At 65.5% G+C, this 18982-nt stretch carries 17 protein-coding genes; 10 read left to right on the top strand and 7 right to left on the bottom strand.

From position 1 onward, the window contains the following. Genes AC0L4C_RS07060 through AC0L4C_RS07045 form a run of 4 tightly spaced genes read right to left on the bottom strand, consistent with a single transcriptional unit; the run spans nucleotide 1 to nucleotide 5021 of the window. On the bottom strand, nucleotides 1-2694 hold the full coding sequence (locus AC0L4C_RS07060; RefSeq protein ID WP_473402917.1) for an ATP-binding protein: 2694 nt from the start codon (nucleotides 2692-2694) through the stop codon (nucleotides 1-3). Then, nucleotides 2691-2924 carry a hypothetical protein gene (locus tag AC0L4C_RS07055; protein WP_473402916.1) on the bottom strand — a complete coding sequence of 78 codons (234 nt, stop codon included), beginning with the start codon at nucleotides 2922-2924 and terminating at the stop codon, nucleotides 2691-2693. Before AC0L4C_RS07055 ends, AC0L4C_RS07060 begins: the two co-directional genes overlap by 4 nt. A 51-nt stretch (nucleotides 2925-2975) precedes the next feature. Further along, complete coding sequence (locus tag AC0L4C_RS07050) at nucleotides 2976-3353, bottom strand: response regulator transcription factor (RefSeq protein WP_473402915.1); 378 nt, start codon at nucleotides 3351-3353, stop codon at nucleotides 2976-2978. Between the two features lie 54 nt (nucleotides 3354-3407). Further along, the gene (locus AC0L4C_RS07045; RefSeq protein ID WP_473402914.1) at nucleotides 3408-5021 is read right to left on the bottom strand and encodes a helix-turn-helix domain-containing protein; all 1614 of its coding nucleotides are present in this window, start codon (nucleotides 5019-5021) and stop codon (nucleotides 3408-3410) included. Nucleotides 5022-5239: 218 nt separating this feature from the next. On the opposite strand from AC0L4C_RS07045, the gene AC0L4C_RS07040 reads away from it, so the two are divergent. The 6 genes from AC0L4C_RS07040 (at nucleotide 5240) to AC0L4C_RS07015 (ending at nucleotide 11291) form a co-directional block, all read left to right on the top strand. Next, nucleotides 5240-6553 carry a substrate-binding protein gene (locus tag AC0L4C_RS07040; protein WP_473403471.1) on the top strand — a complete coding sequence of 438 codons (1314 nt, stop codon included), beginning with the start codon at nucleotides 5240-5242 and terminating at the stop codon, nucleotides 6551-6553. Between the two features lie 216 nt (nucleotides 6554-6769). Beyond that, nucleotides 6770-7798: a branched-chain amino acid ABC transporter permease gene (locus AC0L4C_RS07035; protein ID WP_473402913.1), complete on the top strand. Its 1029-nt coding sequence runs from the start codon at nucleotides 6770-6772 to the stop codon at nucleotides 7796-7798. A gap of 1 nt (nucleotide 7799) precedes the next feature. Continuing rightward, nucleotides 7800-8957, top strand: coding sequence for a branched-chain amino acid ABC transporter permease (locus AC0L4C_RS07030; RefSeq protein ID WP_473402912.1), 1158 nt, complete (start codon nucleotides 7800-7802; stop codon nucleotides 8955-8957). 4 nt (nucleotides 8958-8961) lie between these two features. After that, the gene (locus AC0L4C_RS07025) at nucleotides 8962-9753 is read left to right on the top strand and encodes an ABC transporter ATP-binding protein (RefSeq protein ID WP_473402911.1); all 792 of its coding nucleotides are present in this window, start codon (nucleotides 8962-8964) and stop codon (nucleotides 9751-9753) included. After that, a complete protein-coding gene (locus tag AC0L4C_RS07020; protein WP_473402910.1) occupies nucleotides 9754-10542 on the top strand; it encodes an ABC transporter ATP-binding protein in 789 nt (262 codons plus the stop codon). It begins immediately after the preceding gene. A 71-nt stretch (nucleotides 10543-10613) separates the two neighbouring features. Continuing rightward, nucleotides 10614-11291 (top strand): hypothetical protein, encoded by a 678-nt coding sequence (locus AC0L4C_RS07015; protein WP_473402909.1) that lies wholly within the window; start codon nucleotides 10614-10616, stop codon nucleotides 11289-11291. Between the two features lie 188 nt (nucleotides 11292-11479). Here the strand turns inward: AC0L4C_RS07015 and AC0L4C_RS07010 are convergent, their stop codons facing one another. Beyond that, entirely contained in the window at nucleotides 11480-12370 is an 891-nt protein-coding gene (locus AC0L4C_RS07010) for a carbohydrate kinase family protein (RefSeq protein WP_473402908.1), read from the bottom strand. Then, on the bottom strand, nucleotides 12367-13320 hold the full coding sequence (locus tag AC0L4C_RS07005; RefSeq protein WP_473402907.1) for a pseudouridine-5'-phosphate glycosidase: 954 nt from the start codon (nucleotides 13318-13320) through the stop codon (nucleotides 12367-12369). Before AC0L4C_RS07005 ends, AC0L4C_RS07010 begins: the two co-directional genes overlap by 4 nt. Before the next feature lie 437 nt (nucleotides 13321-13757). Between AC0L4C_RS07005 and AC0L4C_RS07000 the strand changes: the two genes are divergently transcribed. Genes AC0L4C_RS07000 through AC0L4C_RS06985 form a run of 4 tightly spaced genes read left to right on the top strand, consistent with a single transcriptional unit; the run spans nucleotide 13758 to nucleotide 17778 of the window. Next, nucleotides 13758-14846: a polyamine ABC transporter substrate-binding protein gene (locus tag AC0L4C_RS07000; RefSeq protein WP_473402906.1), complete on the top strand. Its 1089-nt coding sequence runs from the start codon at nucleotides 13758-13760 to the stop codon at nucleotides 14844-14846. Nucleotides 14847-14903: 57 nt separating this feature from the next. Next, nucleotides 14904-16046, top strand: a complete 1143-nt coding sequence (locus tag AC0L4C_RS06995; protein ID WP_473402905.1) for an ABC transporter ATP-binding protein — start codon at nucleotides 14904-14906, stop codon at nucleotides 16044-16046. Next, nucleotides 16043-16975 (top strand): ABC transporter permease subunit, encoded by a 933-nt coding sequence (locus AC0L4C_RS06990; protein WP_473402904.1) that lies wholly within the window; start codon nucleotides 16043-16045, stop codon nucleotides 16973-16975. Before AC0L4C_RS06995 ends, AC0L4C_RS06990 begins: the two co-directional genes overlap by 4 nt. Then, nucleotides 16975-17778, top strand: coding sequence for an ABC transporter permease subunit (locus AC0L4C_RS06985; RefSeq protein WP_473402903.1), 804 nt, complete (start codon nucleotides 16975-16977; stop codon nucleotides 17776-17778). Before AC0L4C_RS06990 ends, AC0L4C_RS06985 begins: the two co-directional genes overlap by 1 nt. A 3-nt stretch (nucleotides 17779-17781) precedes the next feature. Here the strand turns inward: AC0L4C_RS06985 and AC0L4C_RS06980 are convergent, their stop codons facing one another. Next, entirely contained in the window at nucleotides 17782-18810 is a 1029-nt protein-coding gene (locus AC0L4C_RS06980; RefSeq protein ID WP_473402902.1) for a hypothetical protein, read from the bottom strand. Between the last annotated feature and the right edge of the window lie 172 nt (nucleotides 18811-18982).

The raw sequence follows: 18982 nt of genomic DNA, 5'->3' as shown, positions 1-18982 counted from the left end.
CTAGCCCTGCTCCCGGATCAGCGGCAGCCGCACCCGGAAGCAGGCACCCGAGCCGCTGCCCGGCACCAGTTCCAGCGTCCCCTCCATGCGTGAGATGATCTGCCGCGAGATCGCCAGCCCCAGCCCGGCGCCCGACTCCGCCCCCGACTGCTGGCCGCGCGAGAACTTCTCGAAGATCACCTTGCGCTCCTCGCGCGAGATCCCCCGGCCATTGTCCTCCACATCGACCGTGTAGAACCGCCCGCGCACCGACGAGCGGATCTGCACCACCGGCGTATCGGACGTATTGTACTTGATGGCGTTCGAAATCAGGTTGATCAGCACCTGGCAGAGCCGGTCGCTGTCGCCGCTCACCATGGCGCCGGCCTGGCGCGGTTCGGCCACGAGCTGCATGTGGCGTTGCCGCGCCAGCCCCCGGCACACCTCTACCGCACGTTCCAGCGCCGCTTCCGCATCAATGGGCTCGTTCTCCCAGCCGCGTTCGCCGCGTTCCATCGCCGACAGGTCGAGGATCTGGTCGAGCAGCTTGGTCAGCCGCAGGCTCTCGTCGTGGATCGTGGTGACGAAGCGCTGCCGCTCCTCGGGCCGCAGCTTGTCCTCCTCCAGCAGGATTTCCGAAAAGCTACGGATCGAGGTCATCGGCGTGCGCACCTCGTGGCTCACCTGGCTGAGGAACTCGTCCTTCTGCAGGTCGAGCTCGCGCAGCTGCTCGTTGGCATCCTCGAGCTTTTTCGCCGTCTCCCGCAGTTCCGACGAGGTCTGCTCCAGCTCCTGCGAATATTCGATGGCCTGCTGCGTCTCGTCGGCCATCTGCATGACCTCCTCGAGCGACACCGCCTCGCCCGACACCACCTTCGAGAGCATCACATGCGCCGAGGCCGCGCCGATCGAGCCGGCCAGCTCGCGCTCCAGCCGCCCGATGAACTCCGGCGTCGGCACCATGGTGGCCTGCGGCACACCCTCGAAGATGGCCGTCGCCCGTTCGGCGCCCAGCACCCGCTGCGCCACAAAGAACAGGTCGTTTGCTGCCGCCGAGCCGCGAATGAACTGCCGGTCGTTGCGCCCCGTCCGCTTGAACGCATCCACGAACAGGTTGGCCTGCAGCCGCTCCAGCGCCGACTGGTTGGTGAACAGCGAGACGGTGATCAGCACCACGGTGTTGAGGAAGAGACTCCAGAACACCGAGTGCACCAGCGGGTCCAGGCCGTCGAGCCCGAACAGCCCCAGCGGCCGCAGCCAGCTGATCCCGAACGGTCCTTCCGCCATCAGCGCCGCCACGGCCGGCGAGCTGGTTTCGAACGAGGGCATGAACATCGACCACGCCCAGACCACGAATCCCACCGCCACCGCCGCCGTCGCCCCCTTGAGCGTCGCGTCCTTCCAGAACAGCGCCGCGATGATCGCCGGCAGGAACTGCGCCACGCCGGCAAACGAGATCAGCCCGATGGGCGCCAGCGCATCGCTGTCGCGGGTGAAGTAGAAATAGAAAAATCCCAGCGACAGGATGATGCCGATCGACAGCCGCCGCGAATTGAGCAGCAGCCGGCTGAAACCCTTGTCATTGCCTTCGCCAAAGCTTCCCGCCGTCCGCAGCGCAATCGGCATCACGATATGGTTCGACACCATGATCGAGAGCGCGATGGCCTCGACAATGATCATCGAGGTGGCCGACGAGAACCCGCCGATGAACGCGAACAGCGCCAGTCCCTCCTGCCCGGCGGCCAGCGGCAGCGTCAGCACGAACATGTCGGGGTTCGACCCCGCCGGCAGCGACGTCAGCCCGAACAGCGCGATCGGCAGCGTGAACAGGCTCATCAGCATCAGATAGGCCGGAAACGCCCAGCTGGCGGTCCGCAGGTGGTTCTCGTCGGAATTCTCCACCACCGTGATCTGGAACTGCCGCGGCAGGCAGACGATGGCCGCGATCGACAGCACGTTCATCGCCACCCAGCGATTGCCGAAGGTCTCGGACGAATAGATGTCGATGCCCTTGGCCTCGGCATTGGCAAAGATCGCCTCGAAGCCGCCGCCCGCCCAGATGACGAAAATGCCGATGGCGAGAAACGCCGCCAGCTTGACCAGCGCCTCGAAGGCGATCGCCGCCACCACCCCGTGATGCTGCTCCTTGGCGTCGACATTGCGCGTCCCGAACAGGATCGTGAACAGCGCCATGGCCGCGGCAATGCCCAGCGCCAGGCCGACATCGTCGACGCCCTGCAGGCTGCCCACGCCGAATTCCGACGCCCCGGCAATCGCCTGGATCGACGAGGTCACGGCTTTCAGCTGCAGCGCGATATAGGGCGCAATGCCGATCACCGCGATCACCGTCACCAGCACCGCCAGCGGGCTCGACTTGCCGAAGCGCGAGCTCAGCAGGTCGGCGATCGAGGTCAGCCGCTGCATATGGCTGATCCGCACCAGCTTGCGCAGCACGAACCACCAGCCCACGAACACAAGCGTCGGGCCCAGATAGATCGCCAGATACTCGAGCCCGTTGCGCGCCGCCGATCCCACCGCGCCATAAAAGGTCCAGCTCGTGCAATAGACCGAGATGGCCAGCGTGTAGATGAACGGCGAGCGCAGGAACGAGCCGGGATGCTTCCTGGCCCTCCGGTCGCCCAGATAGGCGATGAGGAACAGCAGCCCCACATAGGCCATGGCCGTGGCAACGACGAAATCCGCCGACAGCGTCATCCGGCGTCCCCGCCGCGCTCGTCCGTCTTGTCGTCATTGGGCAGCCGGTAGGCGAACCAGCGCGCCCCCAGGATCAGCACCAGCCACACCGTGAACAGATAGATCACCTCGGCCGGCACGCCGAAGAACCGCGTCTCGACATTGAACAGCAGCACCAGCGGCGGCAGGAACAGCATCGTTCCCAGCAGCCCGAAAAACAGTGCCGCACTGCTGATCTTGCTTGGGATCATAGCCGCCCTCGCATCAGCCGCCGGTGGGAAATGGAACGGGTGGCACCGGCTTCAGTCCCTTCCCTCGCCCAGCAGGTGCCGCACGGCGCTGACCACGTCGGCATTGGCATAGGGCTTGGTGACGAAACTGTTCGCCCCCAGTTCCTCGGCCGTGCGCCGGTCCTGCACCTGGCCCTTGGCCGTCAGGATCAGTACCGGCAGGTCATGCGTTTCCGCATCCGCCCGGATGTGCTTGAGCACTTCGAAGCCCGAGCGCTTGGGCAGCATGACGTCGAGCACCACCACACGCGGCCGCGCGCGCTTGAGCGCGGCGAGCGCCGCCTCGCCGTCGGTCACGCTTTCAATCGACCAGCCTGCACGTCTCAGGATGAAGTCGAGCGACTCCAGAATGCTCGGCTCGTCCTCCGCTATGAGAATATCGAGCGCCAAAATGTTCCCCCTTGTCCCTGCTCTCCCTGCGGGGACTGCGATACACAAGCTCAATCACAGCGATTGGTCAAATGCCCTCGGCACCAGAGGCGCCCGGACGGCCCCCTGATCGCTGCCCGGTGCCAGCGCTTCCTCCTGCCGCTCCGGGCAATCGCGTCGCGTGCACAGCCGGCACGCCGGCCCCACCGGTACGTCTGCGGCGCTGTCGTCAAGGTCGAGCCCGGCGGCATAAACCGTGCGATCCGCCTGCAGCACGTCGCAGGCCAGCATCACCGAGGTATGAATCGCCCGATCCGAAAAACTCGCAGTCCGCCGCGCCGCCGTCTTGGCGATGAACAGATAGCGCGAGCCGTCCGAGAACTGCACCACCTGCCGCACCAGCGCGTCGGGCGTCCGGAACGCATTGTAGATCGCCCAGAGCGGGCAGGCATGTCCGCTATTGGGCAGCAGCAGTCCCGGCAACGGGAAATGCTTGGTCAGCCGGCCGGCCGGGTCCGAGCGCAGGAAGCCGAAGGGAATCCCCGCTTCGTCGGGCTTCCGCAACGTCACCAGCCGGTGTGCCACCTGCTCGAAACTCGCCGTATAGGACTGCCGCAACGCCTCGATATCGTAGCTGAGGTCCTCCGCCTCGCCGAGAAACTGCGCATAGGGGAATACCATCGCCCCGGCCACATAGGACGACAGCGCCCGGTAGGCGAGTCGCCGGGACGTCGCCGAGGTCAGCACCGGCGACTCGACCTCGGCCTCGATCGCCTTGCCCGCCGCCAGCTCGGCGTAGAGCCGGCTCATCTGGAACTGCCGCGTGGCCGCGATGGCACTGGTCTGGAACCACATTTCCCGCCGGCTGGCGTCGAAATGATACTGCCCGGGAAAGCCGTGCGCATCCACCTCCCGCCCCGCCGAACGACGGACCTCGATGCCGAATCGCGCCTGCAGCGCGTCGATCATCGTGCCTTCGTTGAGCACGCGGATCTCGCCGCGCAGCGTCTCGGCCACCTCTTCCAGCCGCGGGAAATAGTTGTCGTTGGAAAAGATCAGGTCGTCGAGCTCGCGGATCGGCGACACTGCCCGCCGTCCCGCGGCCTCGCGGTCGAACTGCCCGATCAGGTTGTGCGCCACCTCCGTCATCGCCTTGGCCTCGCGCGCGATCGTCGCCCGGAACCGGGCCTGTTCGGCCTCCTCCAGGTCGGGCACGTCCTCGAGAATTTCGGCACTCGAGCGCACGGCGGTGATCCCCGACAGGATGCGGTGCAGCAATTGCGAGAACAGCGGATCGGCCCGCAGCCGCTGCGCATAGTCATCCGCGCTCGCCATGGCGCCGGCATAGGCGCGGTGCAATTGCACGATCACCGCCGCCGCTGCCGGCTGCCGCGCCACCAGATCGCGCGCCTCGGCGCTGCCCAGCGCGGCACTGGCCAGCACCGGGTCGGCGAACGCCTCCTCCAGTTCGGCGATCAGCCGGTGCTCGCTCTCCCCGGTCAGCTCGCCGATATCGATCGTCAGCTCGCCGGCAATGCGCTTCAGCAGGGCCCCGCCGACATCGCGCTTGTTGGCCTCTATCAGGTTGAGATAGCTCGGTGAAATACCCGCACGCCGGGCCAGCTCGGCCTGCGAGATACGCAGCACCTTGCGCCGCGAACTGATCCGGATCCCGATCGGCCCCCGCATGTCTCCACCTCCGCGTTGTCAACGTATTTACACATGTAAAGCCGTTTCAGTGCAACTATTTACAAAATTCAACAATGTTTTCAATGATCTATTGCGCTCGTTTGCATTCTGCCCAATGCTTTCGGCTGCGGTGAGGTGTCCCGGCACGCATCAGGCCCCCCGCGCAACAGGAGGAGTGCATGACCCAATCTCATAAGGGATTCAGCCGTCGTACCGTGATGAAAACCGGCCTCGCCGGCATCATCGCCACCGGCGTCGCCCCGACCATTTTCACCCGCAGCGCCTACGCGCAGGAATTCTGCAACGCCCCGACCGGTGACACCGTCACGCTCGGCTTCAACGTTCCCCAGACCGGCGCCTATGCCGATGAAGGTGCCGACGAACTGCGCGCCTTCGAGCTCGCCGTCGAGCATCTCAACGGCGGCGGCGACGGCGGCATGATCCCGACCTTCTCGTCCAAGACCCTCAAGGGTGGCGGCATCCTGGGCAAGAAGGTGGCCTACGTCACCGGCGACACCCAGACCAAGGCTGACGCGGCCCGCGACTCCGCCCGCCGCATGATCGAACGCGACGGCGCTCTGATGATCTCGGGCGGTTCCTCGTCCGGTGTGGCCATCGCCGTGCAGGGTCTCTGCCAGGAAATGGGCGTCATCTTCATGGCCGCCCTGACCCATTCCAACGACACCACCGGCAAGGACAAGAAGAAGTATGGCTTCCGCCACTTCTTCAACGCCTACCAGTCCGGTATCGCCATCGCCCCGACTCTGGCCAAAGCCTACGGCAGCGATCGCGTCGCCTATCACCTGACGGCCGACTACACCTGGGGCTGGACCCAGGAAGAGTCGATGAAGAACGCCACCGAAGCCCTCGGCTGGAAGACCATCGCCCCGGTACGGACCCCTGTGGGTGCCGGTGACTTCTCGCAGTACATCACGCCGGTTCTCAACTCCGGTGCCGACGTGCTGGTGCTCAACCACTACGGCTTCGACATGGTCAACTCGCTGACCCAGGCCGTGCAGTTCGGCCTGCGCGACAAGCAGGTCAACGGCAAGCAGTTCGAAATCGTTGTGCCGCTGGTCTCGGACCTGATGGCCAAGGGCGCCGGCGCTGCCATGAAGGGCATCTACGGCACCTCCAACTGGGACTGGCAGCTGGGCGACGAAGGCTCCAAGGCCTTCACCAAGTCCTTCGGCGCCAAGTTCGGCCAGCCGCCGAGCCAGGCCGCGCACACGTCCTACGTGCAGACCCTGCTCTATGCCGATGCCTGCGAACGCGCCGGCACCTTCTACCCGCCCGAAGTCATCAAGTCCCTTGAGGACTTCGACTTTGACGGCCTCGGCAATGGTCCGACCACCTACCGTGGTTCCGATCACCAGTGCTTCAAGGACGTCCTCGTCGTGCAGGGCAAGGAGGCTCCGGCCAACCCGTTCGATCTGCTGCAGGTCGTCGACACCGCCTCCAAGGAATCGGTGACCTACGATCCGGCCATCTTCGGCGGCGAACTCGGCCCCGATACGCCCAATATGTGCTGATCGCGTTTGAGTACCGGCTGCCCCTTTCAGCCGGTACTTTCAAGTCGGTTCCCCTTCTCCCCTCGCGGGAGAAGGTGGATCGGCGAATGCGGGACGCATGCGGGGTAGGCCTCGCCCGGACGCTGCCGGGACTTACCCCCCATTCGTTTCTTCGGGCTCCGTCTCCCCCGCGCAGGGATGGCGCTCACCAGATCGACCGTACCTGAGGAACTTCCCATGGACGCCATTCTCGCCCAGCTACTGAACGGCCTCGACAAGGGCGGTGCCTATGCGCTGATCGCCCTCGGTCTGACGCTCGTCTTCGGCACGCTCGGCGTCGTCAACTTCGCCCACGGCGCGCTCTTCATGCTGGGCGCCTTCTGCGCCGTGGCCTTCCGCCAGCTCATCACGCTCGAGACCATCACCATCGATCCCGATCAGCTGTCGCCCTGGGGCACGCCGCTGGAAATCCGGACGCCGCTGGCCCAGACCTGGTTCGGCGATTTCGGCGCCATCCTCGTCGATTACTCCGTGCCGCTGTCGATCCTGCTCGCCATCCCGGCCATGCTGCTGATCGGCATCGCCATGGAACGCGGCATCATCAAGCATTTCTACAAGCGCACCCATGCCGAGCAGATCCTCGTGACCTTCGGCCTCGCCATCGTGCTGCAGGAGGTCGTCAAGGCCGTCTTCGGCCCCAACCCGATCAGCCAGCCCATGCCGACCGCCCTGCAGGGTGCCGCCGATGTCGGCGTCTGGATCGGCCTGTCGGCCGGTGCGGTCACCTACCCGCTCTGGCGCCTGATCTACTTCCTGTTCTCGGTCGGCCTGATCGTCGCCGTGTTCAGCTTCCTGCGCTTCACCACCTTCGGCCTCGTGGTCCGCGCCGGCATGGCCGATCGCGAGACCGTCGGCCTGGTCGGCATCAATATCGGCCGCCGCTTCACCATCATGTTCGGCATCGCCGCCGTCGTCGCCGGCCTGGCCGGTGTGATGTACACGCCGCTCGTGCCGCCCAACTATCACATGGGCATGGACTTCCTCGTGCTCAGCTTCGTCGTCGTCGTGGTCGGCGGCATGGGCTCGCTGCCCGGCGCCGTCGCGGCCGGCTTCCTCCTCGGCATACTGCAGAGCTTTGCCTCCATGAACGAGGTCAAGCAGATCCTTCCCGGCATCGACCAGATCATCATCTATCTCACCGCCGTGGTGATCCTGCTTGTCCGCCCGCGTGGCCTGCTCGGCCGCCGCGGCATGATGGAGAGCTGAGATGGATATCTTCCGCCTGTCCCGCCGGGACCTCATCACCTTCGTGCTCTTCGCCCTTGTGGTTGTCACCATGCCGATCTGGCTGACCCCGCTCGGCGCCTCCTACCCGGGGCTGCTGCAGAAGTTCGCGATCTTTGCGATCTTCGCTATCGGCTTCAACATCCTGTTCGGCCTCACCGGCTACCTGAGCTTCGGCCACGCCGCCTTCCTCGGCGTCGGCAGTTACACGGCCGTCTGGTCGTTCAAGCTGCTCACCATGGATGCCATTCCTGCCATCATCTTTGCGGTGATCGTCTCGGGCCTCTTCGCCCTCGTCATCGGCTATCTCAGCCTGCGGCGCTCGGGCATCTACTTCTCCATCCTGACGCTCGCCTTTGCGCAGATGTGCTACAATCTCGCCTACTCGGTGCTGACGCCCATCACCAATGGCGAAACCAGCCTGCAGCTCACGCTCCAGGACCCGCGCGTCATCGACCTGATGTTTGGCGAGCGCGGCGCCGGCCTGCCGCGGCCGAGCCTGTTCGGGCATGACTTCTCTGGCTTTGAAGGCTTCTACTTCTGCGCCGTGCTGCTGCTCATCGCCTTCTTCATTGCGATGAAGGTTTCCTCGTCGCCCTTCGGCATGATGCTGCGCGCCATCAAGTCCAACCAGACGCGCATGAACTACACCGGCTTTGACACCAAGCCCTACACGCTCACCGCCTTCGTCATCTCGGGCATGTATGCCGGCCTCGCCGGTGCCCTTCTCGCGGTCACGGATCCGCTTGCCGGCGCCGAGCGCATGCAGTGGACGGCCTCGGGTGAAGTGGTGCTGATGACCATCCTGGGTGGCGTCGGCACGCTGATCGGCCCCGTCATGGGCGCCTGGCTGATCAAGTACTTCGAGAACATCTTCTCGGCCTTCAACGAAAGCGTGCTGCACAGCTTCTTCAGCTTCCTGCCGGCCGAGATCGGCGATCTGGTGGTCACCGTGGCGTCCAAGTTCGTCGGCGAAGGCTGGCATCTGACGCTCGGCCTGATCTTCGTGCTCGTCGTGGTCTTCCTGCCCGGCGGCATCATGGAAGGCGCGCGCCGCATCGGCAGCCTGTTCCAGCGGCGCACGCCACCCAGTTCGCCGGCCACCAGTTCCGCCCCGCCCTCAGTCCAGCCCGCGGAATAGCCCGATGAGCCAGTCAGACAAGAATGTCGTCCTGCACGTTGCCGACGTCCACATGCACTTCGGCGGCCTGCACGCCCTCGCCGATATCGACCTGCAGGTCGAGGAGGGCAAGACCCACGCCATCATCGGCCCGAACGGCGCCGGCAAGTCGACCCTGCTCAACGTCATCATCGGTCGCCTCGCCCCCAGCCGCGGCGCCGTGGTCTTCGATGGCAAGGTCCTCACCGGCAAGAAGCCGCACGAGATCAACCAGATGGGCGTCGTGCGCGTGTTTCAGACGCCGGAAATCTTCCCCGAGCTCTCGGTCCTGCAGAACGTCATGGCGCCGGCCTTCGCCAAGCGCGACGGCGCCTTCTCGATCAACATCTTCAAGGCGCTCGACGCCGAGCACGCCCTGCGCGAGGAGGCCGAGGCCACCCTCGAGGATGTCGGGCTGCACGGCCAGCGCCTCAATCACGCCGGCGCCCTCAGCCGCGGCGACAAGCGGCGCATGGAACTGGCCATGTGCCTGATCCAGCATCCGCGCCTGCTGCTGCTCGACGAACCGACCGCCGGCATGAGCCGCCACGACACCAACACCACCATCGACCTGCTCAAGAAGATCAAGGCCCGCGGCATGACCAAGGTCATCATTGAACACGATATGCATGTTGTGTTCTCCTTGGCCGACAAGATCTCTGTTCTCGCTGGTGGCCGTATCATCGCCGAAGGTCTTCCCGATGAAGTCCGCGGCAATGCCAAGGTCCAGGAAGCCTACCTGGGCGGCACCCACCAGCTTGAAGAGGCAGCCCACTAGATGAGTGCCATCACCATGGATGCCAATGCCATTCCCGCCGATAGCTCGAAGGCCCGTTCCGCCGAGCGCACCGCCCCGGCCGAAGCGCCGTTCTTCGCCGTCAAGGACATCCACGCCTATTACGGCGAAAGCTACATCGTCCAGGGCGTGAGCTTCGACATTCGCCACGGCGAGATCCTCGCTCTGCTCGGCCGCAACGGCGCCGGCAAGACCTCGACGCTGCGCACCATCGCCCGCGTCGACTACCCATCGCTGCAGCAGGGCGAAATCTGGCTCGACGGCCAGCCGCTGCACAAGATGAAGTCCTTCGAGGCCGCCCGCGTCGGCGTCCAGCTGGTGCCCGAGGATCGGCGCATCATCCAGGGCCTGACGGTCGAGGAAAACATCACCCTCGCCAAGGTGGCACCCGGCGGCGGTTGGGATCTCGATCGCATCTATGCGCACTTCCCGCGCCTCGCCGAGCGTCGCAAGCAGGAAGGCGTCACCCTCTCGGGCGGCGAACAGCAGATGCTCGCCATCGCCCGCGCCCTCGCCCGCGACCTCAAGCTGCTGCTGCTCGACGAGCCCTATGAGGGCCTCGCGCCGGTCATCGTCCAGGAGATCGAGCGCATCCTCAACGAGATCAAGCAGCTGGGCATCACCACCATCATCGTCGAGCAGAACGCCGTCGCCGCGCTCAAGCTCGCCGACCGCGCCGTCATTCTCGACACCGGCGAAGTCGCCTTCACCGGCACCGCCCAGGAAGTGCTCGACAACGCCGAACTGCGTCAGGAATATCTGGCCATCTAGAACGACTGGCGATCGGCGGACCAACCCCGCTTGCGGGGGAGGAGCGTGAGGGGGGATGGACAGCCCGGGAGGTGTTCATCCCCCCTTCATTTCCGCTACGCTACCGGCACCGGATCGCCGAGGCCTCGATCATGTTCCGCCACCTGCTGGTCGCCATTGCCGTCCTGCTCGCCGCCACGACACCGCCCCGTGCCGCCGATGTTGCCGCCATTGCCGAAATCCGCGCGGCCTATGCCGCCTGCACCCAGACGCTGGCGCAGCAGCCCGACAACTGGCAGGGCTGGCGCCGTGTCCACGATGGCGGCTATGCCGACTTTTTCGAGTTCTGGGATCAGGGCGCCGACGGCTATGGCCCCTCCATTCTCAGGCGCACCTACCTGATCGACGCCATCGCCAGCGAGGAGCAGACCTTCTGCTACCGCCCTGACGGCAGCCTCGCCTTCGTCTTCACGCGCATGACCTCGCCCGACATGGCAGAAGGCGCCACCGGCAGCCTCACCCGCGAGGGCCGTATCTATGTCGACCCCGCCGGCACCGTCATCCGCGTTCTCGGCAAGCTGGTCGGCACCGGCTTCGAGACCACGCTCGACGATCCCGCCCACCAGCTCGCCCGCGGCTGCTGGGAGCTCGACCTCGCCCTCAGCCGCGACGCCGTCCACACCGCCTACCTGCACGAACTGGGCGACCTTGACGGCACCAAGCCCGCCTACACCCCCAACAGCTTCGACTGGTGCGCCCTGGCGCAATAGGAAGCTGTCGGGCCGCCACCGGTCCCTCCCGCCCCTCCCCCGCCCGCGGGGGAGGGGGACCGGCCGTCGGCCGGTGGAGGGGGCGTCCGTACGCACCTGCCCGGATATTCGCGCCCTTCCCTTCTCCCCTCAGGGGAGAAGGTGGCCGCAGGCCGGATGAGGGGCTGCCCCCCACACCCAAAGCCCGGTTACCCCGGCTGCCCGCCCACCGTCTTCACCGCCTCTGACCCGGCGCGAATGCCGCGCCGCAGCGCCTCGTCCTCGTCGGCCCCCGCCAGCTCCGCCGACAGGAAGCCCGCCGCAAAGGCGTCGCCCGCCCCGGTCGAATCGATCACCGCCACGAACGGCGCCGACTTCTCCAGCCGCACCCCGCGCGCATCGCCGATCGCCGCGCCCCGCGCCCCGCGCTTGATGATCACCCGGTCGAAGCTGCGGCCCAGCGCGATCATCTGGTCGGTGGCATCATCGGTACCGGTCAGCACCTCCGCCTCGTCCTCATTGGCAAACAGCGTCGAGATCCCTGCCGTCCACTCGAGGAAATTTCTTACCCCCACCTCGCGCAGGAACCCGGCCGAGGCGGCGTCGATGGCAATCGGTATCTGGCGTCCCCGCGCTTCCTCGATCAGCCATTGCACGGCCCGGCGCGGCCCTTCGGCAAACAGCGAATAGCCCGACAGCAGCACCAGCCGCGTCTCGTCCAGCAGCCAGACCGGCATGTCCGACGGCGACAGCTCCAGGTTGGCGCCCCGGTCGGTCAGAAAGCTGCGCTCGCCATCCGGATCGACGATCGTCACCAGCACGCCCGATGGCTTCTGCGCATCGGCAATCAGCTGCGGATCAACATGGAAGCCTTTGAAATAGGCCTCGAGATGCGGCTTGTCGCGCGCCCCGACACGCGCCACCAAGCTCACCGGCGTACCCATCGAGCCCAGCCATACCGCCTGGTTGGCACCCGACCCGCCGGGCCGGCTCTGGATCGCCGCACGCCGGTCGGAGCCGCGCACCAGCGGTCCCTCCGGCCGGACGATCACATCGGTCATCACATCGCCGACAACCAGCACCCGGCCGGTGTCGCTCATGCGTCTCCCTTGCCCTTCGACTTGCCCTTCTCGGCCAGCTTGCTCAGCGCCACCGCGATCTCGGAGGCCACTGCGGCGTTGTTCTCGACCAGGGCGATATTGGCGACGAGGCTCCGCCCCTCGGTCAGCTCGAAAATCCGCTTGAGCAGGAACGGCGTCAGGTCCTTGCGCGACACGCCCTCGCGCTCGGCCCCGAGGATGGCTTCCTCGATCCGCGCCTCGATGACGCTGGCATCCATCGCATGGCTCTCGGGGATCGGGTTGGCGATCAGCACGCCGCCCATCCCCAGTTCGAACTGCAGCGCGATCACCTTGGCCGCCTGCTTGGCGCTGTCGATCCGGTGGTCCACCTTCTGGCCGCTCTGCCGTGCCCAGAAGGCCGGGAAGTCGTCGGTCTGCCAGCCCAGCACCGGTACGCCATTGGTCTCCAGCGTTTCCAGCGTCTTGGGAATATCGAGGATCGATTTGGCGCCGGCGCAGACCACCGCCACCGGCGTCCGGCTCAGCTCCTCGAGATCGGCCGAGATGTCGAACGTGGTCTCGGCGCCGCGATGCACGCCGCCAATGCCGCCGGTCGCAAACACGCTGATCCCGGCCCACTCCGCCGCCATCATCGTCGTCGCCACCGTGGTGCCGGCGATCTCGCCTGCTGCCAGCAGCGCCGCCACGTCGCGCCGCGACGCCTTGGCCGCCTTGCCGCCGGTCTTGGCCAGTTCCTCGAGCTCCTCCGGCGTCACGCCGACTTTGAACGCCCCGTCCATGATCGCCACCGTCGCCGGCGTGGCGCCGTTGCGACGGATCACCGCCTCGACGTTCTGCGCCATTTCCAGGTTCTGCGGATAGGGCATGCCATGGGTGATGATGGTCGATTCCAGCGCCACCACCGGCTTGCCGGCGGCGAGGGCTTTCTTGACCTCGGAAGAAACGGAGAGATAGTCCTTGGCCGACACGTGCGATCCTCGAAAACTTGGGGTTGCACCCTATAGAGTGCTGACGGCCCGCAGCGTCAAGGGGTCGCGAATTTTGCCCGCCTTCCACCTTGTGGCCCGCCGCATTTGCTGGTTAGTTCGGTCCAGCATAGCTGCGCCAGAATGGCAGTTTCCAACCATCAGCTCCAAGGGCAACTTCACTGAGTACAGTCACTGTTGATCCGGGCAAGGCGCCGGATCGATGCGCACCCGACAAGGGGCACTCTGCGGCCAGACTGATTGCCAGCGCCCTGCCCGCGCTGATGGACCTCATGCGAGCTATGCCCGCTCCCGCGCAACACCGGCCAACCACTCCGATTGCCCGGTCGCCCCGCACCGGCAGACGTGCCGTCCAGCCACCTGCCGCCCATCCCGACCGCCGGAAACCCGGCAACGCCCCCTCTTCAAAGGAGACGATAATGCAGACCAAACTTCTGGTGGCTCTCGGAGCCCTCATGCTCGCCACCCCTGCCCTGGCGCAGGAGAACGTCGTCAACGTCTACAACTGGTCCGACTATATTGCCGATGACACGGTCGCCAAGTTCGAGGCCGAGACCGGCATCAAGGTCAATTACGACGTCTTCGACAGCAACGAACTGGTTGAAGCCAAGCTGCTCGCCGGCTCCTCGGGCTATGACGTCGTCGTCCCCTCGGGCTTCTTCCTCGAGCGCCAGGTCGCCGCCGGCCTCTTCCTGCCCTTCGACAAGTCCAAGCTGCCCAACCTGGTCAACATGGACCCCGAAGTCATGGCCAGCACCGCCGCCCATGATCCCGACAACGCCCATTCGGTCGATTACATGTGGGGCACCACGGCCATCGGCTATAATGTCGGCAAGGTCGCCGAGGCGCTCGGCCCCGACCAGCCGGTCAACACATGGGACATCGTCTTCAAGCCCGAGCTGGTCAGCAAGCTCGCCGATTGCGGCGTCACCCTGCTCGACGCCCCGGCCGAGGTGATGGCCTCGGCGCTGAACTATCTCGGCCTCGACCCGAACTCGGAATCGGCCGACGACCTCAAGCAGGCCGAAGCGCTGCTGATGTCGATCCGCCCCTATGTGCGCTACTTCAACTCCAGCCAGTACATTGACGATCTCGGCAACGGCGAGGTCTGCCTGTCGGTCGGCTATTCCGGCGACGTCTTCATCGCCCGCGATGCCGCCTCCGAGGCCGGTGCCGGCGTCGAGGTGGATTACGTCATCCCGGCCGAAGGCGCGCTCAAGTGGTTCGACCTCTTCGCCATCCCCGCCGACGCCCCGCATGTCGAGAACGCGTACAAGTTCATCGACTTCATGCTGCGTCCCGACATTGCCGCGGCCAACACCAACTACGTGTTCTATGCCTCGGGCAACAAGGCCGCCCTCGAGCTGATCGATGCCGAGGTCAAGGACGATCCGGCGATCTACCCGACCGCCGAAATCTCGGCCAAGCTGTTCCCGCTCAAGGCCCACTCGCCCGACTATGACGAGCTGCTCACCGAATCCTGGCAGCGCATCAAGGCCGGCCAGTAACCACACTTCGGACGGGGCGCTGCGGCGCCCCGTTCCCGTCCAACAGATCGAGCGTCGATGTCCAACAAACCCAAGTCCGCAGCCGACACCCGACCCTGGCGCGACCCGGCGGCAAAGCCCTTTGTCCGCATCCGCAACGTCACCAAGAAGTTCGGTGACATCGCCGCGGTCGATGATCTGTCGCTCGACATCTTCAAGGGCGAGCTCTTCTGCCTGCTCGGCGGCTCCGGCTCGGGCAAGTCGACGCTGCTGCGCATGCTCGCCGGCTTCGAGTCCCCCACCTCCGGCAGCATCGAGATCGACGGTCAGGACATGGCCGACGTGCCGCCCTACGGCCGCCCGATCAACATGATGTTCCAGTCCTATGCGCTGTTCCCGCACATGACCGTGTGGAACAACATCGCCTATGGCCTCCGCCGCGAAAACATGCCGCGCGCCCAGATCGCCGAACGCGTCGATGAACTGCTCCGGCTGGTCAAGCTCGACGCCTATGGCCAGCGCAAGCCGCACCAGCTCTCGGGCGGCCAGCGCCAGCGCGTCGCTCTCGCCCGCGCCCTCGCCAAGCGCCCCAAGCTGCTGCTGCTCGACGAACCGCTCGGCGCCCTCGACAAGAAGCTGCGCGAGGAGACGCAGTTCGAGCTGGTCAAGATCCAGGAGACCCTCGGCGTCACCTTCATCGTCGTCACCCACGACCAGGAAGAGGCGATGTCGCTCGCCACCCGCATCGGCGTGATGAACCAGGGCGAGATCGCCATGATCGGCGAACCCACCGAGATCTACGAGTTCCCCAATTCCCGCTTCGTCGCCGGCTTCATCGGCTCGGTCAACATGTTCGAGGGCGTCGTCACCGAGGACGCTACCGATCACGTCCGCATCCGCTCCACCGAACTGGGCGGCGACATCTATGTCGGCCACGGCGTCGAATGCGCCCCCGACCAGACGCTCTGGTACGCCATCCGTCCCGAAAAGATCCAGCTCAGCCGCGACAGGCCGGCGGGCGATGCCAACCTCGCCCACGGCATGGTCGAGGATATCGGCTATCTCGGCGACATGAGCGTCTACCAGATCATTCTCGACAGCGGCAAACGCATCCGCGTCACCAAGACCAATATCCGCCGCGGCGATCCCGATGCCATCAAGTGGGACGAACCGGTCTGGTGCCAGTGGGGTGACACCTCCGGCTCGGTGCTCACCAATTGACCGAGCGCGCCAAGAAGGACTGGCTGCATCACCCGCTCAAGGCGCTCGGCATTTCCGGCCGCGCCCTCGTCATCGCTGCGCCCGCCATCTGGATGGGCCTGTTCTTCCTCGTGCCGCTGGCGGTGGTCTTCGGCATCTCGCTGGCCACCAAGAAGTTCGGCCAGCCGCCCTTTTCCGATCTTCTGACCACCGAGGACGGCACGGTGCAGCTCACCCTGCACCTCTCCAACTACATCCGCGTGCTGACCGACCCGTCCGGCATCTATCTCAATGCCTTCCTCTCCTCGATCCGCATTGCCGGCATCTCCACCCTCTTTGCCATCCTCATCGGCTATCCGATGGCCTATGCCATCGCCCGCGCTTCCGACCGCTGGCGCAACCTGCTGCTGATGCTGGTCATCCTGCCGTTCTGGACCTCGTTCCTGCTGCGCGTCTATGCGCTGAGCGGCTTCATGCGCGGCGAAGGCGTCATCAACCAGTTCATCGGCCTGTTCGGCATCCCGCCGCTGGTCATGATGCAGACCGACTTCGCCGTCTATGTCGGCATCATCTATTCCTATCTGCCCTTCTTCATCCTGCCGCTCTTTACCAACCTGGTGAAACTCGACGGCGCGCTGCTCGAGGCCAGCGCCGATCTCGGCGCCCGCCCCATCCGCACCTTCCTCTCGATCACTCTCCCGCTCTCCATGCCCGGCGTCGTCGCCGGCGCCATGCTGGTCTTCATCCCCGCCATCGGCGAGTTCGTCATCCCCTCGCTGCTCGGCGGCCCGGGCACGCAGATGATCGGCCGCATCCTCTGGGACGAGTTCTTCGCCAAGACCAACTGGCCGCGCGCCGCCGCGCTGGCCTTCGTCATGCTGGTGCTGGTCGTCATCCCGATCATGCTGATGCAGCGCGCCCAGAACGCCGTCGTGGAGGGCCGCCGCTGATGGGAAAGAACCGCTGGTTCCTGCCGCTCACCGCCACGCTCGGCTTCATCTTCCTCTACGCGCCGATCATCTCGCTGGTGATCTTCTCGTTCAACGCCAACCGGCTGGTCACCGTCTGGTCAGGCTTCTCTACTCAGTCCTATGCCGATCTGCTGGCCGACCCGCAACTGCTGCCCGCCACCCTGCTCAGCCTGCAGATCGCCGCCATCGCCGCCTCGATCGCCCTCGTCTTCGGCACGCTCTGCGCCGTCGCCCTCGTCCGCTTCCGCCGCTTCCGCGGCAAGACCCTGCTGCAGGCCACCGTCTCGGCCCCGCTGGTCATGCCCGATGTCATCACCGGCATCGCCCTGCTGCTGCTCTTTGTCACCATGCAGCAACTGATCGGCTGGCCGCATGGCCGCGGCATGCTGACCATCATCATCGCCCACTCGACCTTCTGCACCGCCTACGTCACGGTCGTCGTGCAGTCGCGTCTTGCCGATCTCGATCTGTCGCTCGAGGAAGCTGCCATGGACCTTGGCGCCGGCCCGGTGCGGGTGTTCTTTGACATCACCCTGCCCATCATTGCCCCGGCGCTGATCTCGGGCTGGCTGCTCGCCTTCACACTGTCGCTCGACGACCTGGTGATCGCCAGCTTCGTCTCCGGCCCCGGCTCCTCCACCCTGCCGATGATCATCTTCTCCAAGACCCGCCTGGGCGTCGCGCCCGAGGTCAACGCCCTGGGCACGATCATCATCGCCATCGTCACCATCGGCGTCGGAGCGGCCCTGCTGCTGCAGATGCGCCGGCCACGCTCCGGCTAGGGCCTACGGCAAGACCTTCTCGACCGCCGGCTTCGGGCGCGGCTTCATGATCTCGCTGCGCAGCTGCTGCAGCCGGCAGTAGTCGGGCAGCTTGTCGATCAGCCGGCCGTAGAACGCGGCGAGATAGCTGTTGTAGGCTTTCTCGTCGGCATCCGTGTAGGACTTCTGCAGCGCCCGCAGCATCGCCTCCGCATCGGCCCGCGTCAGCACATAGCCGTCCTCGCTGGAGGCCAGTTCGATCTGCCGCTGCGCCGCAATCACCAGCCAGGCGGGAGTCTCGTGCGCTTCGGCCTGCGCCAGCATTCCCGGCTCGTGCAGCGGCATCATGAAGTCGATGTCCACCTTCGACACGGCACTGGGCTTGGCATTGCTCGCCGTCATGCCCTGCTCGCGCATCTGGTTGAGGATGGCCTTGCGATAGGCCTGGAACTGCGCCAACCGCGCCAGGGCGTTCTTGGGGTCTTCGCTGTCGACCTCTGCCATCACATAGCGCCACGGCTTGCCGATCTTGTTGCAGATCGCGCTCAGCCGCTTGATCAGCAGCAGCGCCGTTTCCTTGTCATAGGCATCGGCCAGCGCCTTGCCCTGGCGGTCCATGCTGCTGATCGCAGCACTGACCTTCCGCGGGTGCACGCTGACCAGGTACCAGAAGAAAATGATCCGGCTTTCGACGAAATACTCCGCCGAGATGTAGCCGTTGATCTGCCCGTTGACCTTGTGACACAGCAGGATCAGGCACTGCGTGCTGTTGGGCTTTTTCATGATGTCGAAGTTCGAGTGACGGATCTTCTCGGCCAGCACGCCCGGCGGATCCAGCTCGTTTTCGGGAAAGATCAGCCCCTGCAGATACTCGATGGCGCCGATATCGGGATCGGACGGCCGGGTGATCTGCTTGATCACCGACCGGTGCTGACGCCTGTAGATATAACCTGCTGCCGCGATGATCAGCGCCGTCACCACGCCGACGGCGACCTCCACCGCAAACCCGTTGAACTTGGATAGCTCCGCCCAGAACCCTGCCAGAAAATCCATTGGTCGCCCCCACGGCGTTGAAATAGCCAAACAATATTGCCTGAGCCATATAGGCCATGTCGGACGGCATCGGCAAATCTCCGCGCCAGCGGCCGCCACTGTTCACCCCGCCGGAACAACCCGTTCTGCCCCCGCCTCTTGCCCTCTGCCCCTGATCGGCTTATTTCTCCGT

The sequence above is a fragment of the Devosia sp. J20-27 genome (genome assembly GCF_055808595.1).
This window is presented reverse-complemented; position numbering and strand designations above follow the sequence as displayed.

What these genes read in the sequence shown, in the direction of transcription:
- AC0L4C_RS07020 (WP_473402910.1), top strand. Translation starts at nt 9,754, where the DNA reads ATGAGTGCCATCACCATGGATGCCAATGCCATTCCCGCCGATAGCTCG.
- AC0L4C_RS07045 (WP_473402914.1), bottom strand. Translation starts at nt 5,021, where the DNA reads ATGCGGGGGCCGATCGGGATCCGGATCAGTTCGCGGCGCAAGGTGCTG.
- AC0L4C_RS07030 (WP_473402912.1), top strand. Translation starts at nt 7,800, where the DNA reads ATGGATATCTTCCGCCTGTCCCGCCGGGACCTCATCACCTTCGTGCTC.
- AC0L4C_RS07060 (WP_473402917.1), bottom strand. Translation starts at nt 2,694, where the DNA reads ATGACGCTGTCGGCGGATTTCGTCGTTGCCACGGCCATGGCCTATGTG.
- AC0L4C_RS07010 (WP_473402908.1), bottom strand. Translation starts at nt 12,370, where the DNA reads ATGAGCGACACCGGCCGGGTGCTGGTTGTCGGCGATGTGATGACCGAT.
- AC0L4C_RS07040 (WP_473403471.1), top strand. Translation starts at nt 5,240, where the DNA reads ATGAAAACCGGCCTCGCCGGCATCATCGCCACCGGCGTCGCCCCGACC.
- AC0L4C_RS07035 (WP_473402913.1), top strand. Translation starts at nt 6,770, where the DNA reads ATGGACGCCATTCTCGCCCAGCTACTGAACGGCCTCGACAAGGGCGGT.
- AC0L4C_RS06985 (WP_473402903.1), top strand. Translation starts at nt 16,975, where the DNA reads ATGGGAAAGAACCGCTGGTTCCTGCCGCTCACCGCCACGCTCGGCTTC.
- AC0L4C_RS07055 (WP_473402916.1), bottom strand. Translation starts at nt 2,924, where the DNA reads ATGATCCCAAGCAAGATCAGCAGTGCGGCACTGTTTTTCGGGCTGCTG.
- AC0L4C_RS07000 (WP_473402906.1), top strand. Translation starts at nt 13,758, where the DNA reads ATGCAGACCAAACTTCTGGTGGCTCTCGGAGCCCTCATGCTCGCCACC.
- AC0L4C_RS06995 (WP_473402905.1), top strand. Translation starts at nt 14,904, where the DNA reads ATGTCCAACAAACCCAAGTCCGCAGCCGACACCCGACCCTGGCGCGAC.
- AC0L4C_RS06980 (WP_473402902.1), bottom strand. Translation starts at nt 18,810, where the DNA reads ATGGATTTTCTGGCAGGGTTCTGGGCGGAGCTATCCAAGTTCAACGGG.
- AC0L4C_RS07025 (WP_473402911.1), top strand. Translation starts at nt 8,962, where the DNA reads ATGAGCCAGTCAGACAAGAATGTCGTCCTGCACGTTGCCGACGTCCAC.